This window comes from Brakhagea baltica (assembly GCF_052161605.1).
Taxonomy (GTDB): domain Bacteria; phylum Planctomycetota; class Planctomycetia; order Pirellulales; family Pirellulaceae; genus JBKCUI01.
On record NZ_CP197409.1, the window covers coordinates 464,691 to 483,655 of the forward strand.

The following is an 18,965-nucleotide window of genomic DNA, read 5'->3' on the forward strand; positions in this document are numbered from 1 at the left end:
CGTTCACCGCCCATCAGCCTGCCCGGCAATCTCAGTGTCCCTGCCCTGTGTCTGAAGTCGCCAGAGGCGACTTCAGGCTCGCTCCGTGTGCACGTCACCGTACGGCTTGCGCCGCTACCCTCACATTTGCGAATGAGGCCATCGCAGCAACCTGCGGTAGATTTCTATATGCCGGCTGCAGGGACGACTTATGCTCGGAACACCTACCCTAAACGCATCACAAATCTTGCCTGTAGAGATACAGGCAACATATGCTCAGCAGAACGGTTACAAAGATCAGGTTGCTAACGATGGAGGTACCAGTTTTCTTTTCTTGATCGATCAAATCCATGTCGTTTCTGGTAATCGCCATCGATTTGGTCGCGTTCTTCACCAAAATTTCCTGCAAATCTTCAAGCTCTGCCGGCCTTTGGGCAACGATGTACATGGGACGCATCACCCATTGGTAGATTAGATCGGTAATCGTAGATCGCGGTGTCAGGTTCTGAGTTACAGAGTTTGTGTTTAAATCCCATGCCGCCAGATTCTTAACTCTGTAGGCGACCCACAGCTTTCCGTCGTCTCCCCATGAGGCTGACAATGCTTCTCCCTGTCCCGTTAACTTGGGCTTTGATATTTCGGTGGCGTTGGCGTTCATCAGCCAAACATTTTTGTTGTAATCCAATAGAACGATTTGGTCGGCAGGTCCGCTCAAAACTTGTCTTACTCTGGCTTTGCCGATGGTGTCCAAGCTCCGACTCGAGTCTGGCTGATCCGAATCGATAGCCATAGGCACCAAACCCTCGGGACAAACAAGGATTGTGGAGTCGCTGCATCCGACAATGGTGAGGAGTTCCTTTTCGAATTCGAACGTTTTGCGCCAGGCTTCGGTGTAATCACCTGTTTCGGGATTTAGTTTCCAAACGATCGCTTCTCCCTTACTGTACGCGACGACAGTATTTCTAGTGTTCGAAACGGCCCAGTCGAATGGACGTGTCAACTCTAAATCTTTGATCACCTGCTTGAATGACTCCTCCTTGGGAGGTTTTACGCCAAAGTTTTGAAGCATATTCGTGATACCTTCAAATCGATTCTCAATAGGTCGGTCTTTGGTCGGATCAAAGACGTACAAACCGTTCGGAGTCATAACAGCCAGCGTGTCCCCCCAGGGTATCAGATACTCTGCGGATTTGGGTAGATTGGCCCCACTGTCCAAACGGCTATCAGCCCATTGAGGAGTGGTAAAGGTCTGGTCAGTGGGGTCGTAGGCATCGGGAATCTTCACGATATCGAATCGCATATTTTCCCGGCCCCCTAAACCAAACGGAAGATTCTCTGTCCTGGCGAAGTACAAGGATTTTTGCGAGGCGATGGCCACCGGTCCTAGGAGTCGCTGGTCGTCTCGTTCTCCGAATGCTGATTGCCAGCGATTGGTAGATTTATCCCAGCAAAGAAGTCTACCGCTGTTGGTGCGTGCCCAGATCGAGTCATTTACCACATGAATTCCTCGAATGGACGGCTTGATTTCAACGGCATTGTTAAAATACGAGTACACGAATCCCAGCACAAAGCAGAGACCCCAGAATAATGTCGTAACCACGACACTGATGATCGCGTTTCGCCAGATCAATCCCGCTAAACAAGAAACCGCGTAGTAAACCAGAAAGGAAAATATGAACAAGGGAATGCACTTGAGAATTCCATTATTCCAAATCTCTAATTGAAGACCTGAATAGAGATACAAGCCGACTAGTACGTAGGTTACGTTCAACGCGACGAAAACACACCCACCTAGGTACTTCGTCAGGAACAATAGACTGCGGGAGATGGGTTTGCTCAGCAGCAAATGCAACGATCCAGGCTGAAACAAATCCGGTATGAGAGCGCTAGTTATCGTCAACGAAACAAACAGCATGACAAAGCTCAGACCGATCCACATGATCAGTGGATAGAAACCTTGTTCAATGAATGGTTTGGCCATCTCCTTAGTGAACGGGAGTGGGTTCCCCAGTTTGATCCCTGCGTATGCGATCCATGTTGCACGTCCTTCGGGGGAGTTCAACGTGGACGGAAACGCGGAATCCAACAACTTGCGATTCAGTCGTTCTAGTTCGACCTCGGACAAGTTCTCTTTTTCAACAAGATCGTTGTACTTGTTGAGTTTTTTTATATTTGGCCAGGCTTCTTCAGAGTAGAGGTCAGGCAGCTTTAGCAAGTCGTTGAATTCGCTGATCAGCAACCCGACCGCTACCCGTCGCTTCGTTTCCTTGCGATCCTTCATAATTTTCTGGAACGATTCGGAAAGACGAGCATAAACTGCCTTTTGAGCCCGTGATCCTTTCCCGGCTGAGGCTTCAGCCAACGCGTCCATGATATTGCCCGCGCTCGAATCGGAGCGAAAGCTGGTGCCGATGATCTGGTAGGACTCAGCAGAGGTGAAATGCAGTGGAAAGAGCAACGCCAGGAGCAGTGTCCATGCGGCGAGCAGGATCCAAAGCACGTAAGAGCGAGTCGATTCCAAGAAACTATCAAAAAGGACCGCGAAGTATGGTTTCATGTGTGAGGCTAATAAGTCGTGAAGAAGAGACTTGTGTCTTGTTGGTGGCCCGAATCAACGGGAATGATAAGCGGACGGTACGACGGTGATTCCGTCCCGTATGCTTAGTTTGTCGAGTGTGCAGGAACGGAACCCACGATGCTCATGAAGACTTGTTCCAAGCTGGGGCGGTACCTCTCGAGCCGGACCACACTGACCTGCCTAGCTCGCAACCAGTCGATGATCTGGTCGACGTCCGCCTGGTGCGGTGCGGCTAAATCCAGTTTGTATTCTTCATCGGGGGCCGGAACTCTCCGAACGGAGGTACATCTCCAATGTTGCTCGAGCTCTTTAATTTGCTCCTCGGAGCATCGCAGGGTGAGGCTGACCGTCCCTTCCTTTGCGAGGGGATTCTGCATGATCAAATCGTCGATCGTTCCCGTTCCTCGAATTTCTCCAAGGGCCATGATTGCGACCCGATCGCAAATGAGCTCGACCTCTTGAAGGATGTGGGAGTTGAGAAAAACCGTTTTTCCACGCTCTTTGAGTTTGGTTAGCAGGTCCCTGATTTGTGACCGACCCATTGGATCGAGCCCATCGGTCGGCTCATCCATGATCAGTAGATCGGGGTCGTGCAGCATAGCTTGAGCCAGCCCGAGCCGCTGTCGCATCCCCTTCGAATACCTTCGCACCGCCTCGTTTTGGCGGCCGGTTAAATCGACAAGCTGGAAGAGTTCGTCCTCCTTGCGGCGAATTTCCGAATCGCTCAATTCGCTGAGGCGGCCATAGAAATAGAGAGCGCTACGTCCCGTGTGATGCCGGGGAAAGATCAGATTCTCCGGCAGGTAGCCGATTTTTCGCCTAGCCGCTTTGCTGCCAGCACTGAGATCTAGCACGGTCGCTTTGCCCTGATTCGCATGAAGAATTCCAAGCAAAATCTTAATTAGGGTGGTTTTTCCAGCCCCGTTTGGACCGAGTAACCCGAAGACTTCGCCAGGCTTGACCTCCAGCGACACACCGCGCAAGGCGTGATGTCGTTTTCGAAAGAGCAAGCCTTCTGTGTAGCTCTTGGTGAGCTGCTCGACGTGAATCGCGGTCGCCATAAGTGATTTGCCAAATGTCTATAGGTCTTCAGGGACGCTATTTTTGCAACGCCCCAGGGATATCCGAGGATTGTAGGGATGTTTCACCACGTCGGTAACGGGTGAACGCCCAAGATTCGTCAGGGAGGCGGGGAAATTGGGAACTCCTCACCTGGGCTGCCTCACAATCGGTACAATTGAGGAAATTTCCTACCATTTGTCGTTCAGAAAACTCTAGAATAACGACTGCTGGGCAACTAGTCTGATAGGAACCTTTTCGCACAATTCCCCCAAGAGTGAACTTGGCATGGCTAATTACGTAACCCTCGATGATGCTGCAAAAATCCTAGGAGTTTCCTCTGAGGAGCTCGTTGAGATGAGATCTCGCGGTGAAATTTTCGGATATCGCGACGGTACATCTTGGAAGTTTAAGGCAGAGGAGATTGACCGAGTTCGCGCAGAACTTGCAGGCGAAGTCATGGACGAAGATGCTGGCGGCTCATCTATTCTGATCTCCGAAAGGGAGCCCGCAAAACCTGGCACAAATTCTGGGGCAGGGGTCAGCGATGTCGGCGTGGGGAGCGATGTCAAATTGGTGGCGGACCCGGGCAGCGGTAGCGGAATACGTCTGGTTTCTTCGAACGAAGACAGCAACCTCAACCTCGGATCGATCTCCGACCTAAAATTGTCTGGTGAACCAAGTTCGGGCAAGGGATCTGAGTTGGATCTCGGATCGGATCTGCAACTGTCTGGAGGCTCCGGCGACAGCGACCTTAATTTGATGCCAGATTCTGGAATCAGCTTGGGCTCGGATGTAAAGCCTGGATCGTCTGGAATCGGATCAGGTGGCGGCATTGGTTCCGAATTGGAGCTGGCCGACGACGACGAAGATGAGTTAGTCCTCGGCTCCGATTCCGGAGTGGGCCTCGCTGCAGAAAGCGGTATTAACCTAATGAGTCCGTCCGACAGCGGATTGTCGCTTGAGGAAGAACCACTCGATCTGGCTGGGACGGGAATCTCGGGACTGGATTTAGGAGCAGAGATCGCTGGCGGTTCTGGTTCGCAGTCTGGCGTTGGAAGCGGAATCAGCGGCCTAGGAAGTGGAGCTTTGGTCGACTTCTCCGATGGCGAAGAGTTTCAGTTAACACCTTCGGGCGGTATTGAAGCTGACGACGACAGCGGGTCACAAGTTATTGAGCTAGAAGATTCTGCCGAATTCGGCGGCATGCCCGCAGTCGGTGGCTTCGACGGCGGTGCAGTCATGGAAGGGGACGCGGCTGGGGGCGGCTTTGATGACGACGCGGCAATGGTCGCTACCGGGGCCGTGGCAGGAGCAGGCTACCGAGCGGTGCCCGAAACACCCTATAGCGGCTTCGACATTGCACTGCTGCTGAGCATCCTTACCATCATGTGCATCTGTGGTGTTTTGGTTTCAGATCTTGCAAGAAACCTGTGGGGCTATGACGGCCAAAACGGTATCGCGACGGGCATAACCAATGCACTCGTCAACGCGATCGGTCGTAATTAGTCTCAGCTATGCCAAAAGGATATTGGATTGCACGGGTCGATGTTTCCAACGAGGAAGCCTATGCGCGATATCGTGAGCTAAACGGTATCGCATTCGCCAAGTTTCACGGGAATTTTATCGTGCGAGGGCCAGCCGGAAAGGTTGTCAAAGGAGTCCCTAGGCAACATAACGTTGTGCTCGAGTTCCCAGATTATGAGACAGCACTGGCCTGTTACGAAAGCCCCGAGTACCAAGCCGCCAAGTCGCATCTCGACCAAGCTGGTGAAATTGACCTTATCATTATGCCAGGCTACGAAAGCGAAAGCTGATCAGCGCGGTTGTTGATTCTTGTTGGCGGTCGGCCGTACGAATCGATGCCATTGATATCCATCGGGTAGAAAATCGCTTGCAGCGAACTCCAGGTGCAGAATTCTGCGATGAAGCTTTGTACCTTCCCTAGATGATCCACTCGAGTGGCTAATCAATGGTCGCATGGCCAAAACGTCACCGGCATCTGCGAAAATCGTGACAGCCTTTTCCGCCCCCACTCCATCGCTATCCGACGAAACATGGGATCCGGGGATCACACGCAATGGACCGTTCTCATCGGTGACTTCATCTAAATGGATTCGCAAGGTCAACATCGACTTGAGCACCTCATCCGGGGCAATCACATGTGGCACTCCTGCTTTGAGCGTAGCTCTTGAGAATTGCGTAGATGGTAGGTCGTTTTGCAGCACTGCTATAGAGGTATCTTTGTGCCAGGGGAGACTCCAAGTTCTCTCGGGGGGCTTATCAAAAAACAACGCTCTGACCAACCCGAATGTCTCACCGAGTTGGCTGCGAAGCAGATTTGCCATCGGCCCAGTTTGCCAAACCTCTACGACTTCAGGAATGGAGTCAATGAGGTTCCTTGCAGCATAAACGTGCCCCCGACTGGATCGAGCCAGTATCGAGCCGGACTCTTCAGCAAATACCTCTTCGAATATATCTCGCAACTGTTCGACCGATTCTCCCCCGACCGCAGCGGGCATGAGCAAATAGCCGTCTCGCTCGAGGCCTTGGGTGGCAATCTGCATGTTCGGCATTTGTGGGTTCTCCAAGTAAGGCATCAAAGCCAAGGCGCATCGAGGAAATCCTCATTTTAGAAGATTTTCGTCGGAAACCGGCAAATGATACTTCCCTGTGACCGTACGTGTCACTGCCCTGCTGATAAATAGTCATGTTGGGACGCGGCATCCCAACCCTTTTCCCGCATGCCGCATCCACGAAACCTTGAGGATCAAGCAAAATGCTAGTACTAAGCCGAAAAGTTGGTGACAAAGTGGTAATCGACGGCAACATCACTGTCGAGGTCGTCAAGATAAACGGTAACCGAGTCACCCTCGGGATCGAAGCCCCCGCTTCCGTGAGAATTTTGCGAGGAGAGTTGAGAGAAAAGCAACACACAACGCAAACCATCGAGATCGAAGTCGAGGACGGTATGCTGGTGGCTTGTTAATGCTCCATCTTAGGCCGGTATTCTCGCCGCAAACCGATCGTTACACGGCGACACTTCTCTTGCTATAATGTACACGGGACGTTCGAAAGGACGTCCCAGCCTGCCCAATTGATTGGAGCGTTGTTCCTGAAGAAACAAGCAGGCCGTTCGCCTCCCGCCATAACTATCCCTCCCTGTCTTCCTCCGAAGGTGCCTGCTCATGTGTCATGAACGACGCAGAAAGTTGCGGAACCGAATCGAATTATCTAAGCCTGCTTCACATCGACGAGTGTCAATGGTGTCTTTCGCGTTATTCGCGACAGTCCTGACCGGGGCATGCGGGGGGTATTCCAGCGCCTACGCCCAACGAGCTTCGCTCACTCCCAGCGATTCCTACGCAGAGACAACCGAGGCAGATTCATACTTCGAAAAAGATGTCCGACCGATCCTCAAAGTGCATTGCTTTCTCTGTCATGGCGAAGAACCGGAAAAAGGAGGGAGCCTCGATCTCCGACTGGTGCGACTCATGCTTGAGGGCGGAGATTCCGGTCCCGCTCTTTCGCTAGAACACCCCAACGAGTCCTTGCTCCTCGAGAAAATTCTTTCGGATGATATGCCCCCTGGCCCGAAGAAACTGTCTTCAGAAGAGAAGCAGCATATTAGCAATTGGCTGCACCGAGGAGCCAAAACCGCCAGACCCGAGCCTGACGATCCTGCTGAAGTACGATTCACCGAGGAAGAGTTAAGCCACTGGGCTTTTCAGCCCATTCGATTGCCCGCACAGATCGTCGAAAGCCGAGAAGAAAGCTTTCTTAGCCCGCTGAGCTTTTCGAATGAGATCGATCGATTGGTAACGGACACGGCATCGCAGCATGGCTTTTCCTTGGTATCGCCTGCTGATCGGACAACGTTACTCCGTCGAGTCAGTTTCAATTTGACTGGATTACCACCCACTCGAGATGAGCTGGAGGGATTTCTGTCGGACGATAGCCCTGAAGCTTTCCATAAAGTAGTCGATCGATTATTGGAATCACCGCAATACGGTGTTCGTTGGGCTCGACACTGGCTTGATGTGGCGGGTTATTCGGAAAGCGAGGGACAGATCCTCAACGATCGCGTTCGGCCTCACGCGTGGCGGTATCGCGATTACGTCGTAGATGCGCTGAACCGCGACATCCCCTATAGCCAATTCCTCAAAGAACAAATCGCCGGAGATCAAATGATCGATGGGGCTGTCGATTCCAATAGCGATGAGCATGCTCGCCTCATGGCAGCAACAGGCTTCTTGCAAATGGCCCCCGATTTGTCCGAGACGGAAAATACCATCATGATTCGCAATCAAGCGGTTGCGGACACGATCCAAACGGTAACCTCCTCCGTCCTTGGACTCTCGGTCGCCTGCGCCCAATGCCACGACCATCGCTACGATCCGATTTCCATCGACGATTATTACAAATTGCGGGCTATCTTCGATCCAACGATGCCCTTGCAACAATGGAAGCAGCCGAGCCAGCGCTTGGTGGATCTGACCAATGACGCCACCAAAGCCGAACGAGCCGATATCGAGGCGCAAGCGGTCGCCCTCCAAGAAGATATCAATGCACGCCGACGAGCCCATTGCCAAACCATCCAAGATCGAGAGATCAACGCAGCTCCCGAAGACGTTCGAGACGCTTTGCGGGCAGCTGTCAACACACCGGTCAAAGATCAAACGGATGAGCAGAAAGCGTTACTCGAAGCTCACCCAAAGGTTCGCACCATTGATTGGATCGTTGGTCAATTGGTCGAATACGATGGCCCCTCGCACCGTGCGTTCCAAGAAGAAGAAAAGAAAGTGCAAGAGATTCGAGATAGCAAGCCGCTTGCTCGATTGGTGATGTCGGCCCAGGATCAAGCTACCACCAACAAGAGTTTTGTTTTCTTTCGAGGCAATCCAGAATCTCCGCAGCACGAGGTCGAACCGAGTGAGCTAGAGGTTCTCCTCAAGAATCGCGATGCGGAGTCAGCGCCGACAACGATTCCTAGCGAGAAGCGGAGGTTGGCTTATGCGGAGCATTTAACAGATGGATCGCATCCTTTGGTTGCGAGAGTCATCGTGAATCGCGTCTGGCAGCATCACTTCGGTTCCGGTTTGGTTCGAACGCCTGGCGAGTTTGGACTCAACGGACAACCACCAAACCACCCAGAACTGCTTGATTATCTGGCTCACGAATTCATGGCAAACGGTTGGAGCTTGAAATGGCTACACCGACAAATTGTGCATACGAAGACCTTTCGGCAACATTCCTCGGCAGCAAAAATCGAGAATCCAAGCGATCCTGATGCCACCAAGAGCTGGTCAGAGGATCCAGAAAATCACTTCCTAGCTCGGATGTCAATCAGAAGATTGGATGCGGAAGCGGTTCGAGACGCGATCCTTTCGATCAGTGGTAAGTTAAACATCAACATCGGAGGCCCGAGCGTTCCCATCGCCGAGGACGACGAGGGCAAGGCGGTGATCGGCTCTCGTATCCTTAGGGATGGATTGTTCGCTGGAATCAAAGACCCTGGCGAGGAAGGGAATCGTCGCAGTATTTATCTGAGTTCGCAGCGATCCTTGCAATTGAATCTCTTGCAGACTTTTGATTTGCCCGAGATGAAGCCGAATTGTCAACAACGTAGCGTTTCAACCGTAACGCCTCAAGCGTTGCTGCTGATGAATGACGCTTGGGTGGTCGACGCCGCCCAACGCATGTCGGACCGTCTTTGGTCCGGTACCGCCTCTCTCGAAGAGCGTATCGACCATGCTTTTCAGTTGGCACTTTCCAGTCAGCCCAATCCCGCGGAACTCGCTGCAAGTCTCGACTTTATAAGAAACCAGGCGGAGTTGTTTCGTCAAGATCCGGACGAGAAGTGGCAGCAGACGATTCAGGAACAGCCAGATGCACCGGAGCGACGCGGGCTGGCTAGTTTTTGCCAAATGTTGATGGCTTCCAATCGATTTTTGTATTTGGAGTAAGGAGCATTCCTCATGAGTCATTCGTTTCAAAGGCCCGGCAGTATAGATTCGCATAGGGACGGGATGGGGCGGCTGTGCTCCCGCCGCCATTGGTTGCAATCGTCCGCGTTTGGTTTGGGATCGGTAGCTGCTGCCATGTTGCTCAAGCAGGATGGATTGCTAGCCCAAGACGCCGCCGCGCTAAAGAAGCCTGCATTGGAAACACCGGTTTACGATCTACTTCCCAAGGATCCACCGGAACCGGCTCGCGCCAAAGCGATGATCTCCATGTTTATGATGGGGGGCCCGAGTCAGATCGATTTGTTTGATCCTAAACCCGAGCTCGTGAAGCGTCATGGCCAGCAATTCGAGGGGAACATCCAATTCGATAATGCTGCACAGGCTAGCCGGCAAATTATGGCACCTCAGTGGGAGTTCAAACCGCGCGGTGAATGCGGAATGGAGATTTCGGAGTTGATGCCTCACCTGGCTGGTATAGCGGACGAGATTACCCTCATCCGATCTATGCATTCCGCAGTCAACAATCACTTTCCTGGTTTCTTCGCCATGAATACCGGTGGGATCGCAGGTGGGCGTGCGACGCTGGGAAGCTGGTTGACCTATGCTCTCGGGAGTGAGTCTCAGGAATTGCCGGCTTATGTAGCATTGACCCACCCGTGGGGGCTTCCTATTTGCGGTGGGGATAGTTGGACCAATGGTGGGCTTCCGTCACTTTATCAGGGAACTGTGGTTCGCCCGACCGAGCCTCGCATGTTCAATTTGAATCCGCCGCCCCATCTGCGTGGTGCAGCCCAAGCAGAGCAGTTGCGATTCTTGGAAGAGTTCAATCGCCAACATGCTGTGCAGTTTCCTGGCAATACAGACCTAACAGCTCGTATCGCGAGCTATCAGTTAGCTGCTCGCATGCAACTGTCCGCTCGCGAAGCCTTTGACATATCGTCTGAGACCGCCGAAACGCTGGAAATGTATGGCGTTAACAACGACACCACGCGGGATTACGGCACGCGTTGCTTGATCGCGCGACGATTGGTGGAACGAGGAGTGCGATTCGTTCAGATATTCAACAATGGGCAATCCTGGGACCATCATTCCTCGATTGCGACCGAGCTCCCGGCTCGATGCCGAGAGATCGATCAACCAGCCGCAGCTTTGATTACGGATCTCAAACAGCGTGGCTTGCTCGATAGCACCCTTGTTCATTGGGGAGGAGAGATGGGCAGGTTGCCAACGATCCAGGTACCCGTTGGTGATACCGAGCTAAAGAATGTGGGACGCGACCACAACACCTATGGATTCAGCATGTGGGTTGCAGGAGCTGGAATCAAATCGGGGTACGTGCATGGCGAGACCGACGAGTTTTCCCACTATGCGGTGAAGGATCTCGTCACGCACCACGATTGGTTAGCAACCGTGCTGGATCGCTTTGGGCTCGATGCGAAGGAGTTGCACTTTGACGTCGGCACGCAGAAGCTATCCCTGGTAGAGAATCCCAACGCCCGCGTGATCCAAGAGATTTTGGCTTGACCGGTCGGCAGAGGCAAATAAACCCCAACTCACAGTCACAGGCTCGGAACGTTGAGTCGCCATTGGGCTCGTGCTAATACTTTTCGATCGAAATACTACGATCAGAGCCCGACCATCTCTAGCAATTTCAGTGCGTTGGTTGTCGGGGTAACTCCTGCCCTCATGACGTAATCGAACCGCATGACCTGCTTACCCTCGACCGTTTCGAAATACTCACGAAAGTGAACAATCTGAGCACTGCGCTGCATTTTTTCGTTGGATGCCAACTCGAGATCGTGCGTACTCGATAGCACAATCGCATCCATGTCCACGAGTTTCTTCAGAACGGAATCCACGGCAATTTGGCGTTCTCGCGAATTCGTACCTTGTAGGATTTCATCTAACAATACGAGCATCCGTTTTCCAGATGGCCCTGATTCTCTTTGAGCTTGATCGACCACAGCTCTCAGGCGTTTTAGTTCTGCCATAAAGAACGATACGCCATCCTGCAAGGAATCATGAACCCGGATGCTGGTCGCGATCTCGAACGACTCGCTTCGCCAGTTTCCCGCGCAGACGGGAGCACCGAGTCTCGCTAAAACCGAATTAACTCCAATAGATCGCAGCAATGTGGATTTGCCTGCCATGTTGCTACCGGTCACCAACAAAAGTCGCTTATCGTCTGTGATCTGTAAATCATTGGGTACGCGCTGCGTATCTTTTAAAAGAGGGTGTGCAACTTGATGAACCGCGAGTAATGCACCTCGGCTTTCCATTTTTGGAAAGGTCCATTGATCGTACTCGTCCGCCAAAGTTGCCGCGCTGACCAAAGCCTCCATCTCGCCGAGGGTGTCGATCCACTCATCGACCCGTTCGCCATGGCTCGCTTTCCATTTTTCGAGCCGCTTGAGGATTCGTACATCCCAAAGCAAAAGAATCTGCAACACAACATAAGGAATAAAGAACAGCGGGCTGCGTTGCATGCCAGCCAAGCTCATCAATCTCTGTAAGTCTCCGATCGACCGGACAGCGTTGTAGGAGTCATTGGCAAGCTTGTGCCGAAGTTTCGTTAACTTGGCCGACTTTGGTTCTAGCGAAACGATGGTGGACAACCAATCGATCAGTGTTTGCAGTTCTCGGTTGGCCGATCCGAGACGATGAAACAAATCGTGGATCGGGCCGATGGCAACCATGGATATCAGCAGGTTCAAGCCTAAACCTGCCAATAGTATTCCAAGCCCAATCGCTTGTCCGGTGCCGATCTCTGCAAAAACACTCGCTAGTAAAATCACCAACCCTAACGGAACCAAAGCTGGACCGAGCAACGTAACGTAGTATTGCCATTCTCGACCTGTGTAGTGATCACGGCTGCGAGCCCAGTCGAGGATAGCCTCTGGGGTCGTGGATTGATTTCTAGAAGCACAGGCTATTTCGTAGAAGCCCAATCGCCATTCCCTCTGTAACGCGAGCTCCTGCACAGCCGCCTGTCGTTCCTGGATGATCGATGGCGGTGCCCACTCGGTCATCCATTTGGCAATGGTCTTAGCCCCGGTCTGAGACATGGCCAATGAAAACCAACGAAAAAGACTTCTATTGCCAAACAGATCTAGATCGCGAGTCCAATCGCTCTGGTACGGTGCACATTCTTGTTCAGTAGGCAACTCGGGGAGCCTTTCCCAATCTCGTTCGCATCTCGCGATTAAACGCAGAAAGCCATATTTCTGAGAATTTCCACGCGAGATCATCCATTGGAGGTATTCATACCAAGTTGCAAACGCCAGGAATGCGACCATTAACACCAAACCCAACTGCCATGCCCAGCTACCTACAGCAGAGTCGAATACTCCGAATCCGATCAACAGTAATCCTGGCAGACCAGTTGCAAGCCGCAAGCGAACCAACTGTTTCGATTTGGCTTGCGATTCCGCTGTTTTCGAATCGATTTCGGCAACCTTTTGGCGGTAAGCTTCCGTGGCCGGAATTGTGGGGCTAGGATGAATCACGTTTGTATTGGTGCGCCTTGCGTCACGAAGGTAGTTACGGTGTTGATGTCTTGATGCAATTGTGTCTTCAAGGCCTCGAGAGACTCAAATTTATGCACGCCGCGAACGCGACTTAGAATCTCGAGTTCGACCTCGCAGTCATAGAGATCTCCGGAATAGTCAATAATGTGAGCTTCGACTTTTCTGGCATCCTCGCCGAACGTAGGATTGGGACCGATGTGCAGTGCCACGGCTTTGGCGACTGGAGAATCCATGCCATCATCTGTTTCGCCACTGGGACGAACCAACCGTACTAACCGTGCGGCGTAGACTCCGACGCTGGGTATTTGGACCGGGATAGCGACTAGATTTGCCGTGGGAAAACCAATCGTTCTGCCTCGCTGAGCACCGTGGGCGACGATTCCCGAAATCCGGTAGGGGCTGGAGAGCAGCTGATTCGCTAGTTCTATGTTTCCGGCATCAATATTTTGACGAATCCGGGTGCTGGAGACCCATTCGGCACCGGTCAGTTCCGGCTCCACTATTTGGAATGCGATGTTTTGCTTTTCGCATAGCGCCCCGAGCACATCGACATTTCCCTGTCGATCCTTTCCGAACTGAAAATTAGGACCTTCGACGATACCCTTCGCATGCAAGCCATTTACTAACAGCTGTTCAAAGAAGTCCGTAGGGCATAGTCGCAGAAGCTCAGCATTCGTATTCAGCACGACGACATGGTCGGCTCCCGCTGCTTGGAGAAGCTCGACTCTGCGACGGATGGTGGTAAGCGCGGGTGGGACTTTGTCGGGAGCCAGAATTTTGACCGGGGGTGGATCAAACGTGACGATGACCGCTGGACCGCTAACTTGTTTGGCAAGCTGCTTTAACTTGCTCAACAGCGTGAGATGCCCACGATGAACACCATCAAAATTTCCGATGGCTACCGCACCTCCCAGGGCAGATGCGGGAATCAAGGGGAACCATGCTGCCGCCATTGCTTTCAACTTTCTCGCACCACGTATTTCCTGAACTGTCCCGATACTTTCGACGACTAGACCACCGAATGTAGCTCGTAGGTTCGCGAATCTCCTTTGCCGTCCCGATGATTCGCCTGCGCGATTTGGTACAGTTGCTGACCAACGGGGGTTGGGTACTGGCCCGTGATGCACGCTTGGCAGAGATGGTTGGACGGTAAATCAATAGCCCGCGCGATCGATTCGATTGGCAGGTAGCGTAGCGAATCACAGCCGAGTTGTTCCGCCATGCGGTCTTGGCTCGCTTCGGTCAATATGCCATTCTCAAGGAACTTGGGAGCAAAGAGTTCGTCGATAGTGGACATATCGATCCCGTAGAAACAGGGTGCCACAATCGGCGGGCAAGCGACACGGACGTGAATTTCTTTCGCACCTCCTAGATCACGAATGCGGTTCAGCAATACTTTCATCGTTGTGGAGCGGACGATGGAATCTTCTACGAGGATGACTCGTTTGCCATCGAGAACTTCGCGAAGCGGTGTGTACTTGCTCGAGGCTTTTGCTTTTCGAGCGCGCCCACCCTCGATAAAGGTTCGCCCACTGTAGCGATTGCGGATCAGACCTTCGCGGCAAGGTATTCGCATGCGGTAGGCCATGGCATCGGCAGCAGCTTTGCTGGTGTCTGGAACAGGAACGACAATGGTGTCGTTGTCGAGAGGGAATTGGTTGCGAGCCAACTCGAGCCGAGCGAGCTCTTCTCCGAGTCGAGTGCGAGAGAGGTAAACGCTTCGTTCATCCAAAGTGCTCGCGACGTTTGCGAAATAAATCCACTCGAAGAAACAGTGGGCAGGGGGCTGAACATCGTAGTATTTCTCAATCTTGATTCCCTCGGGACTAACCAAAATGGCGTGCCCGGGCTGAACCGATTTGATTGAGTCGCGATCAAACCCCAAGTTTAAAAGAGCAACACTTTCGCTCGCTGCGGCGAACAGGGCACCATCGATGGCGTAGCAAAGAGGCTTGATTCCTAGCGGGTCTCTCGCGACCAGTAATTCTCCCTTGGCATTCAGTACAGCGATCGAGTAGGCACCATCGAAGTTTTTCGAAGCAGCTGCGAAGACATCGATCAGGGAGCGGTTTGGGGAGATTGTGAGTTCCCGTCCAATCTCATGCAAAATAATCTCCGTGTCGGTATCACGGGCGAGGTGATGTTCCCCTTCTTTGAGCAGCCGATCGCGGAGCTCTGTGTAGTTGGCCAATTGACCGTTAAAGCAGAAACTAAACCACTTGTTCTTGTGGATATGTTGCCGTTCAAAAGGTTGGGCGTAACTCTTGTCGTCTTGTCCGCACGTTGCGTAGCGAACGTGACCGATCGCCGCGTTCCCGGCGTATGCCTCCATGATGGCCTCGCTCTTGCCACGATGAGACAAACGGAAAACTTCGGCGACGGTACCGATGTCTTTCATGGTGTCTAGAATCAGTGGGCGTTCAGGATTATAGCTCGTCATTCCAGCGGCTAGCTGGCCGCGGTTCTGGATATCCTGGAGCATCCTGGGGAGCAGATAGGAAATGGCGTTTCGCCCGCCATCTGGTACTAATCGGCTCTCTTCGCCCGTTGGGAGGTGGTAAATTGCCGCAACACCGCATTCATGGTGCAGTTCGCTCATAAAAATAATCGTCTCAACGAGGGTGTTCGGCTCGGACCTTAAGAGAAACCAGCGGGATTTCGCCGCTAAATCCGCAGGACCGAATCTTAACGAAGATAAGCGGTTCTGTCGAGATTTGATTTCTCGAGAGGGAGGAGGAGGGAAGCGTCAAATTCATGCTTTTGTGCGTTTCTTCCCGAAAACGCGTCTCATTTCTGATGGGGCGTTGATTAGGGGTAAAAGCTTGGTTGGCTCCCCAGATGCGATTTGAGTGCCTCTTAGTGTTTGGAGACGAATGAAACGGCCCTCGTATCTATCCCCCCTCGCTTTTGCGTTAAACTCTGCCCTCTCGCTGTACTCGCGGGTCACTTGATGGCACGACGTTCTTTGGATTTCATCTTTTAAAACGAACTACCATGTACAACGCGAGAGACAGGACACATGCTCCTAGCTCATGAGGAATGGCTAGGAGGGATTCCCCCCGAGCGCCGCCAAGCGATTCCCAACCAAACCACCAATGTACGCCCCACATCAACGTCCCAAAGATGATCGTTGCTAATACACCAGCACGGCTGACTCGCTCTCGCTCCATCAGGATGGCCATGAACGGTACGACTATCGCCGCTAATAGCATTCCGTATGAGTCTCGCACTAACTCAAACGCAGTCTCGCCACTCCACGCGAACCCCATACCACCTGCTAGCATGATCCCGATCGACCATTTCTGAAGCCTTATTCGATTCTCCTCGGTCATCGGTCGTCGACGAAAACGCTCCCACAAGGGCTCGATCACATTGATCCCCAGCATGGTCGCTGGTGCCGATATCGCACTCATTAGTGTTGTGAGGATCGTTGCCAGAATGGCGAGAAACAATGCTAGTGCCCCCAAAACGGGCATGTGTAGCTTGGCTAAATGACTCAAGACCTGGATGTCGTCATCCATGCGATAACCGAAACCCAAAAACGCAATTCCGCACAGCACCGGAACACATCCCATCGCTAAGTAGATACCCGCTGCCAACAAACAAGACCAACGAGCGGCACTCATGCTCCGCGAAGATCTAATGCGCTGCACCAGTTCAATTGCCGGTATGTTTCCGATCGATCCGACGGCCAATGCTCCAAGCATTTGCATCCATGGCGAAGAGGCCTCTCGGTCGAGCAATTCCAAGTTTTCACTAGGGATCAAACTACTTACTTGCCAGCTATCTGACTCAAAAATGACTCCGGCTTTGACGATTAAAGCCACCATGGCAATGAGCCCGAGCCCAATGACCAGCATCGATGCTGCATTGGCAACGGCAACTCCACTGCCGCCCCCAAAAATGCAGAGAATAAAGGCCACACTCGATACCACGATCGTCCAAAAGACGATATCGCCCCCTACGAACAATCGCAGCATCATGCTGGCTGCGATCAGCTGAGCGGCAATCCATCCAAAATAACTCGGCACGATGACAAGTGACGCAAGCCGTTCTGCGTTCCCGCCAGCCGCTTGACGAAACACATCGCCTACTGTCGTGATATCCAAGTGATATAACCGTGGGACGACAAACAACCCGACGAGAACTAAACATAGAGCGATCCCAACGGGATCGATCCAAATCGCTTTCAGGCCGCCGCGCGCCACCTCGTCAGATAACGTTAACAAGGACTCTGCACCATACCATGTTGCAACTAATGCCCCTGTCCCTGCAACGACTCCGATGCTCTGCCCCGCTAGAACGAAATCATTCACCGAGGACACGCGTCGAGACGAGGCGATCGCAATCCAGACGAGCCCAACGAACAAAGCGATGGTCGACGCGAGAAACATTCTCGCTAAATCAATTCCTTGATCGGCTCAACGTGTTCGACGCCGACCAGTTTTTGATCCAAACCGCTATAAAAATACGATAGCTTGTTAGGATCGATTCCCATTTGGTGAAGAACGGTCGCATGTAGATTCTTGACGTGCAGAGGGCGTTCTGTAGCTGCCGCTCCCAATTCATCGGTGGCTCCCACCGTGGTTCCACCCTTGATGCCACCTCCTGCCATCCACATAGTGAACCCATAGGAATTGTGATCACGCCCCGTTGAAGCCTGATATTCGGCGACAGGCTGTCGGCCAAACTCACCACCCCAAACAATCAGGGTGCTGTCGAGCAAACCGGTTCGCTTTAGGTCTTGCAATAGCCCAGCAATCGGCTTGTCCGTTCTGCCTGCATGCAAATTGTGGTTGGTCTCGAGATCGCCGTGCGCGTCCCAATTGTCGTCATTGTGGGCACCGCCAGAATACAACTGGATGAACCGAACTCCTCGTTCGACCATCCGTCTTGCCATCAAACATCGCCGTCCGAAATCGTCGGTTTTTGGATTCCCGATACCATACAGGTCCAGCGTATCTTGAGTCTCATCGCTGATGTCGACCAACTCAGGGGCCGATTGCTGCATCTTAAAGGCTAACTCGTAGCTCGAAATTCTGGCTGCGAGTTCGTCTTGATTGGTGCGAGCACTCAAGTGAGCGACGTTATTCTCCTTGATGGCATCGAGTAACTCTCGTTGCAGTTCTCGCGATACGCCCTCGGGAGCTTGCAGATCCAACAACGGTGTCCCTTTCGCACGCACGATGGTACCGGCGTAGTTTGCAGGCATGTAGCCGCTCGACCAGTTTTTGGCACCGCTGATCGGTCCACCCTTTGGGTCGAGCATGACGACGTAACCAGGTAAATTTTCGTTTACCGTTCCCAAGCCATAGTTGATCCAGGACCCGAGCGATGGCGAACCACTCAGGATCTTGCCTGAGTTCATCATCAGCATGGCCGAGCCGTGAATCGGAGAATCGGCGGTCATGGAATGGATAAAGGCAATGTCGTCGACTCGGTGGGCGAGATTCGGGAATAGGTCGCTGACCCATTTTCCGCATTCTCCGTATTGTTTGAATTTCCACCGAGGCTCGACGATACGTCCTTCGTTTCTATGTCCGCCACGACCGAACGTCTTCACAGCGATGGTCTTGTTGTCCATCCCCACCATGTTTGGTTTGTAATCGAACGTATCGATCTGGCTCGGGCCACCGTACATAAACAGGAAGATGACCGACTTGGCCTTGGCTGCTGTCGGAGGTAGAAACGCGTGCGGCGAGGGTATTTGATCAGCATTAGCCCTTGAGAAAAAACCGTCTCCTGCAAGAAGCGATGCCAAAGCTGCTCCGCCAAACCCGCAGCCCGACTGCCACAAGAACTCGCGGCGTGTTCGTCCACAAAAGTTTCTTTTGGTCATGATTCGATCTTCCTTCC

At 52.6% G+C, this 18,965-nt stretch carries 13 protein-coding genes; 5 read left to right on the forward strand and 8 right to left on the reverse strand.

Translation table 11 applies throughout. The features are described 5' to 3' along the window. Positions 1–217: 217 nt before the first annotated feature. Positions 218–2,536, reverse strand: coding sequence for an ABC transporter permease (locus tag SH449x_RS01850; protein ID WP_482379615.1), 2,319 nt, complete (start codon positions 2,534–2,536; stop codon positions 218–220). Between the two features lie 104 nt (positions 2,537–2,640). Continuing rightward, a complete protein-coding gene (locus SH449x_RS01855) occupies positions 2,641–3,618 on the reverse strand; it encodes an ABC transporter ATP-binding protein (RefSeq protein WP_482379616.1) in 978 nt (325 codons plus the stop codon). 286 nt (positions 3,619–3,904) lie between these two features. Here SH449x_RS01855 and SH449x_RS01860 point away from each other — a divergent pair, with 286 nt between their 5' ends. Further along, entirely contained in the window at positions 3,905–5,125 is a 1,221-nt protein-coding gene (locus SH449x_RS01860) for a helix-turn-helix domain-containing protein (RefSeq protein WP_482379617.1), read from the forward strand. Between the two features lie 8 nt (positions 5,126–5,133). Beyond that, complete coding sequence (locus SH449x_RS01865) at positions 5,134–5,433, forward strand: DUF1330 domain-containing protein (protein WP_482379618.1); 300 nt, start codon at positions 5,134–5,136, stop codon at positions 5,431–5,433. Here the strand turns inward: SH449x_RS01865 and SH449x_RS01870 are convergent, their stop codons facing one another. Then, entirely contained in the window at positions 5,434–6,192 is a 759-nt protein-coding gene (locus tag SH449x_RS01870) for a phytanoyl-CoA dioxygenase family protein (protein WP_482379619.1), read from the reverse strand. A 203-nt stretch (positions 6,193–6,395) separates the two neighbouring features. Here SH449x_RS01870 and SH449x_RS01875 point away from each other — a divergent pair, with 203 nt between their 5' ends. From SH449x_RS01875 to SH449x_RS01885, 3 genes are all read left to right on the forward strand, one after another. Then, the gene (locus SH449x_RS01875) at positions 6,396–6,605 is read left to right on the forward strand and encodes a carbon storage regulator (RefSeq protein WP_482379620.1); all 210 of its coding nucleotides are present in this window, start codon (positions 6,396–6,398) and stop codon (positions 6,603–6,605) included. Between the two features lie 199 nt (positions 6,606–6,804). Further along, positions 6,805–9,582 carry a PSD1 and planctomycete cytochrome C domain-containing protein gene (locus SH449x_RS01880; protein WP_482379621.1) on the forward strand — a complete coding sequence of 926 codons (2,778 nt, stop codon included), beginning with the start codon at positions 6,805–6,807 and terminating at the stop codon, positions 9,580–9,582. A gap of 12 nt (positions 9,583–9,594) precedes the next feature. Then, positions 9,595–11,106, forward strand: a complete 1,512-nt coding sequence (locus SH449x_RS01885; protein WP_482379622.1) for a DUF1501 domain-containing protein — start codon at positions 9,595–9,597, stop codon at positions 11,104–11,106. Positions 11,107–11,207: 101 nt separating this feature from the next. On the opposite strand, the gene SH449x_RS01890 is transcribed toward SH449x_RS01885, so the two are convergent. The 5 genes from SH449x_RS01890 to SH449x_RS01910 all read right to left on the reverse strand — a co-directional run bounded on the left by SH449x_RS01890 (position 11,208) and on the right by SH449x_RS01910 (position 18,948). After that, complete coding sequence (locus tag SH449x_RS01890; protein WP_482379623.1) at positions 11,208–13,088, reverse strand: MutS-related protein; 1,881 nt, start codon at positions 13,086–13,088, stop codon at positions 11,208–11,210. Further along, on the reverse strand, positions 13,085–14,062 hold the full coding sequence (locus SH449x_RS01895; RefSeq protein WP_482379624.1) for a bifunctional riboflavin kinase/FAD synthetase: 978 nt from the start codon (positions 14,060–14,062) through the stop codon (positions 13,085–13,087). Before SH449x_RS01895 ends, SH449x_RS01890 begins: the two co-directional genes overlap by 4 nt. Positions 14,063–14,118: 56 nt before the next feature. Beyond that, positions 14,119–15,708, reverse strand: coding sequence for an amidophosphoribosyltransferase (locus SH449x_RS01900; RefSeq protein WP_482379625.1), 1,590 nt, complete (start codon positions 15,706–15,708; stop codon positions 14,119–14,121). Positions 15,709–16,081: 373 nt separating this feature from the next. Next, the gene (locus SH449x_RS01905; RefSeq protein WP_482379626.1) at positions 16,082–17,503 is read right to left on the reverse strand and encodes a sodium:solute symporter family transporter; all 1,422 of its coding nucleotides are present in this window, start codon (positions 17,501–17,503) and stop codon (positions 16,082–16,084) included. Positions 17,504–17,508: 5 nt separating this feature from the next. Beyond that, positions 17,509–18,948, reverse strand: a complete 1,440-nt coding sequence (locus tag SH449x_RS01910; RefSeq protein WP_482379627.1) for a DUF1501 domain-containing protein — start codon at positions 18,946–18,948, stop codon at positions 17,509–17,511. Positions 18,949–18,965: the final 17 nt, after the last annotated feature.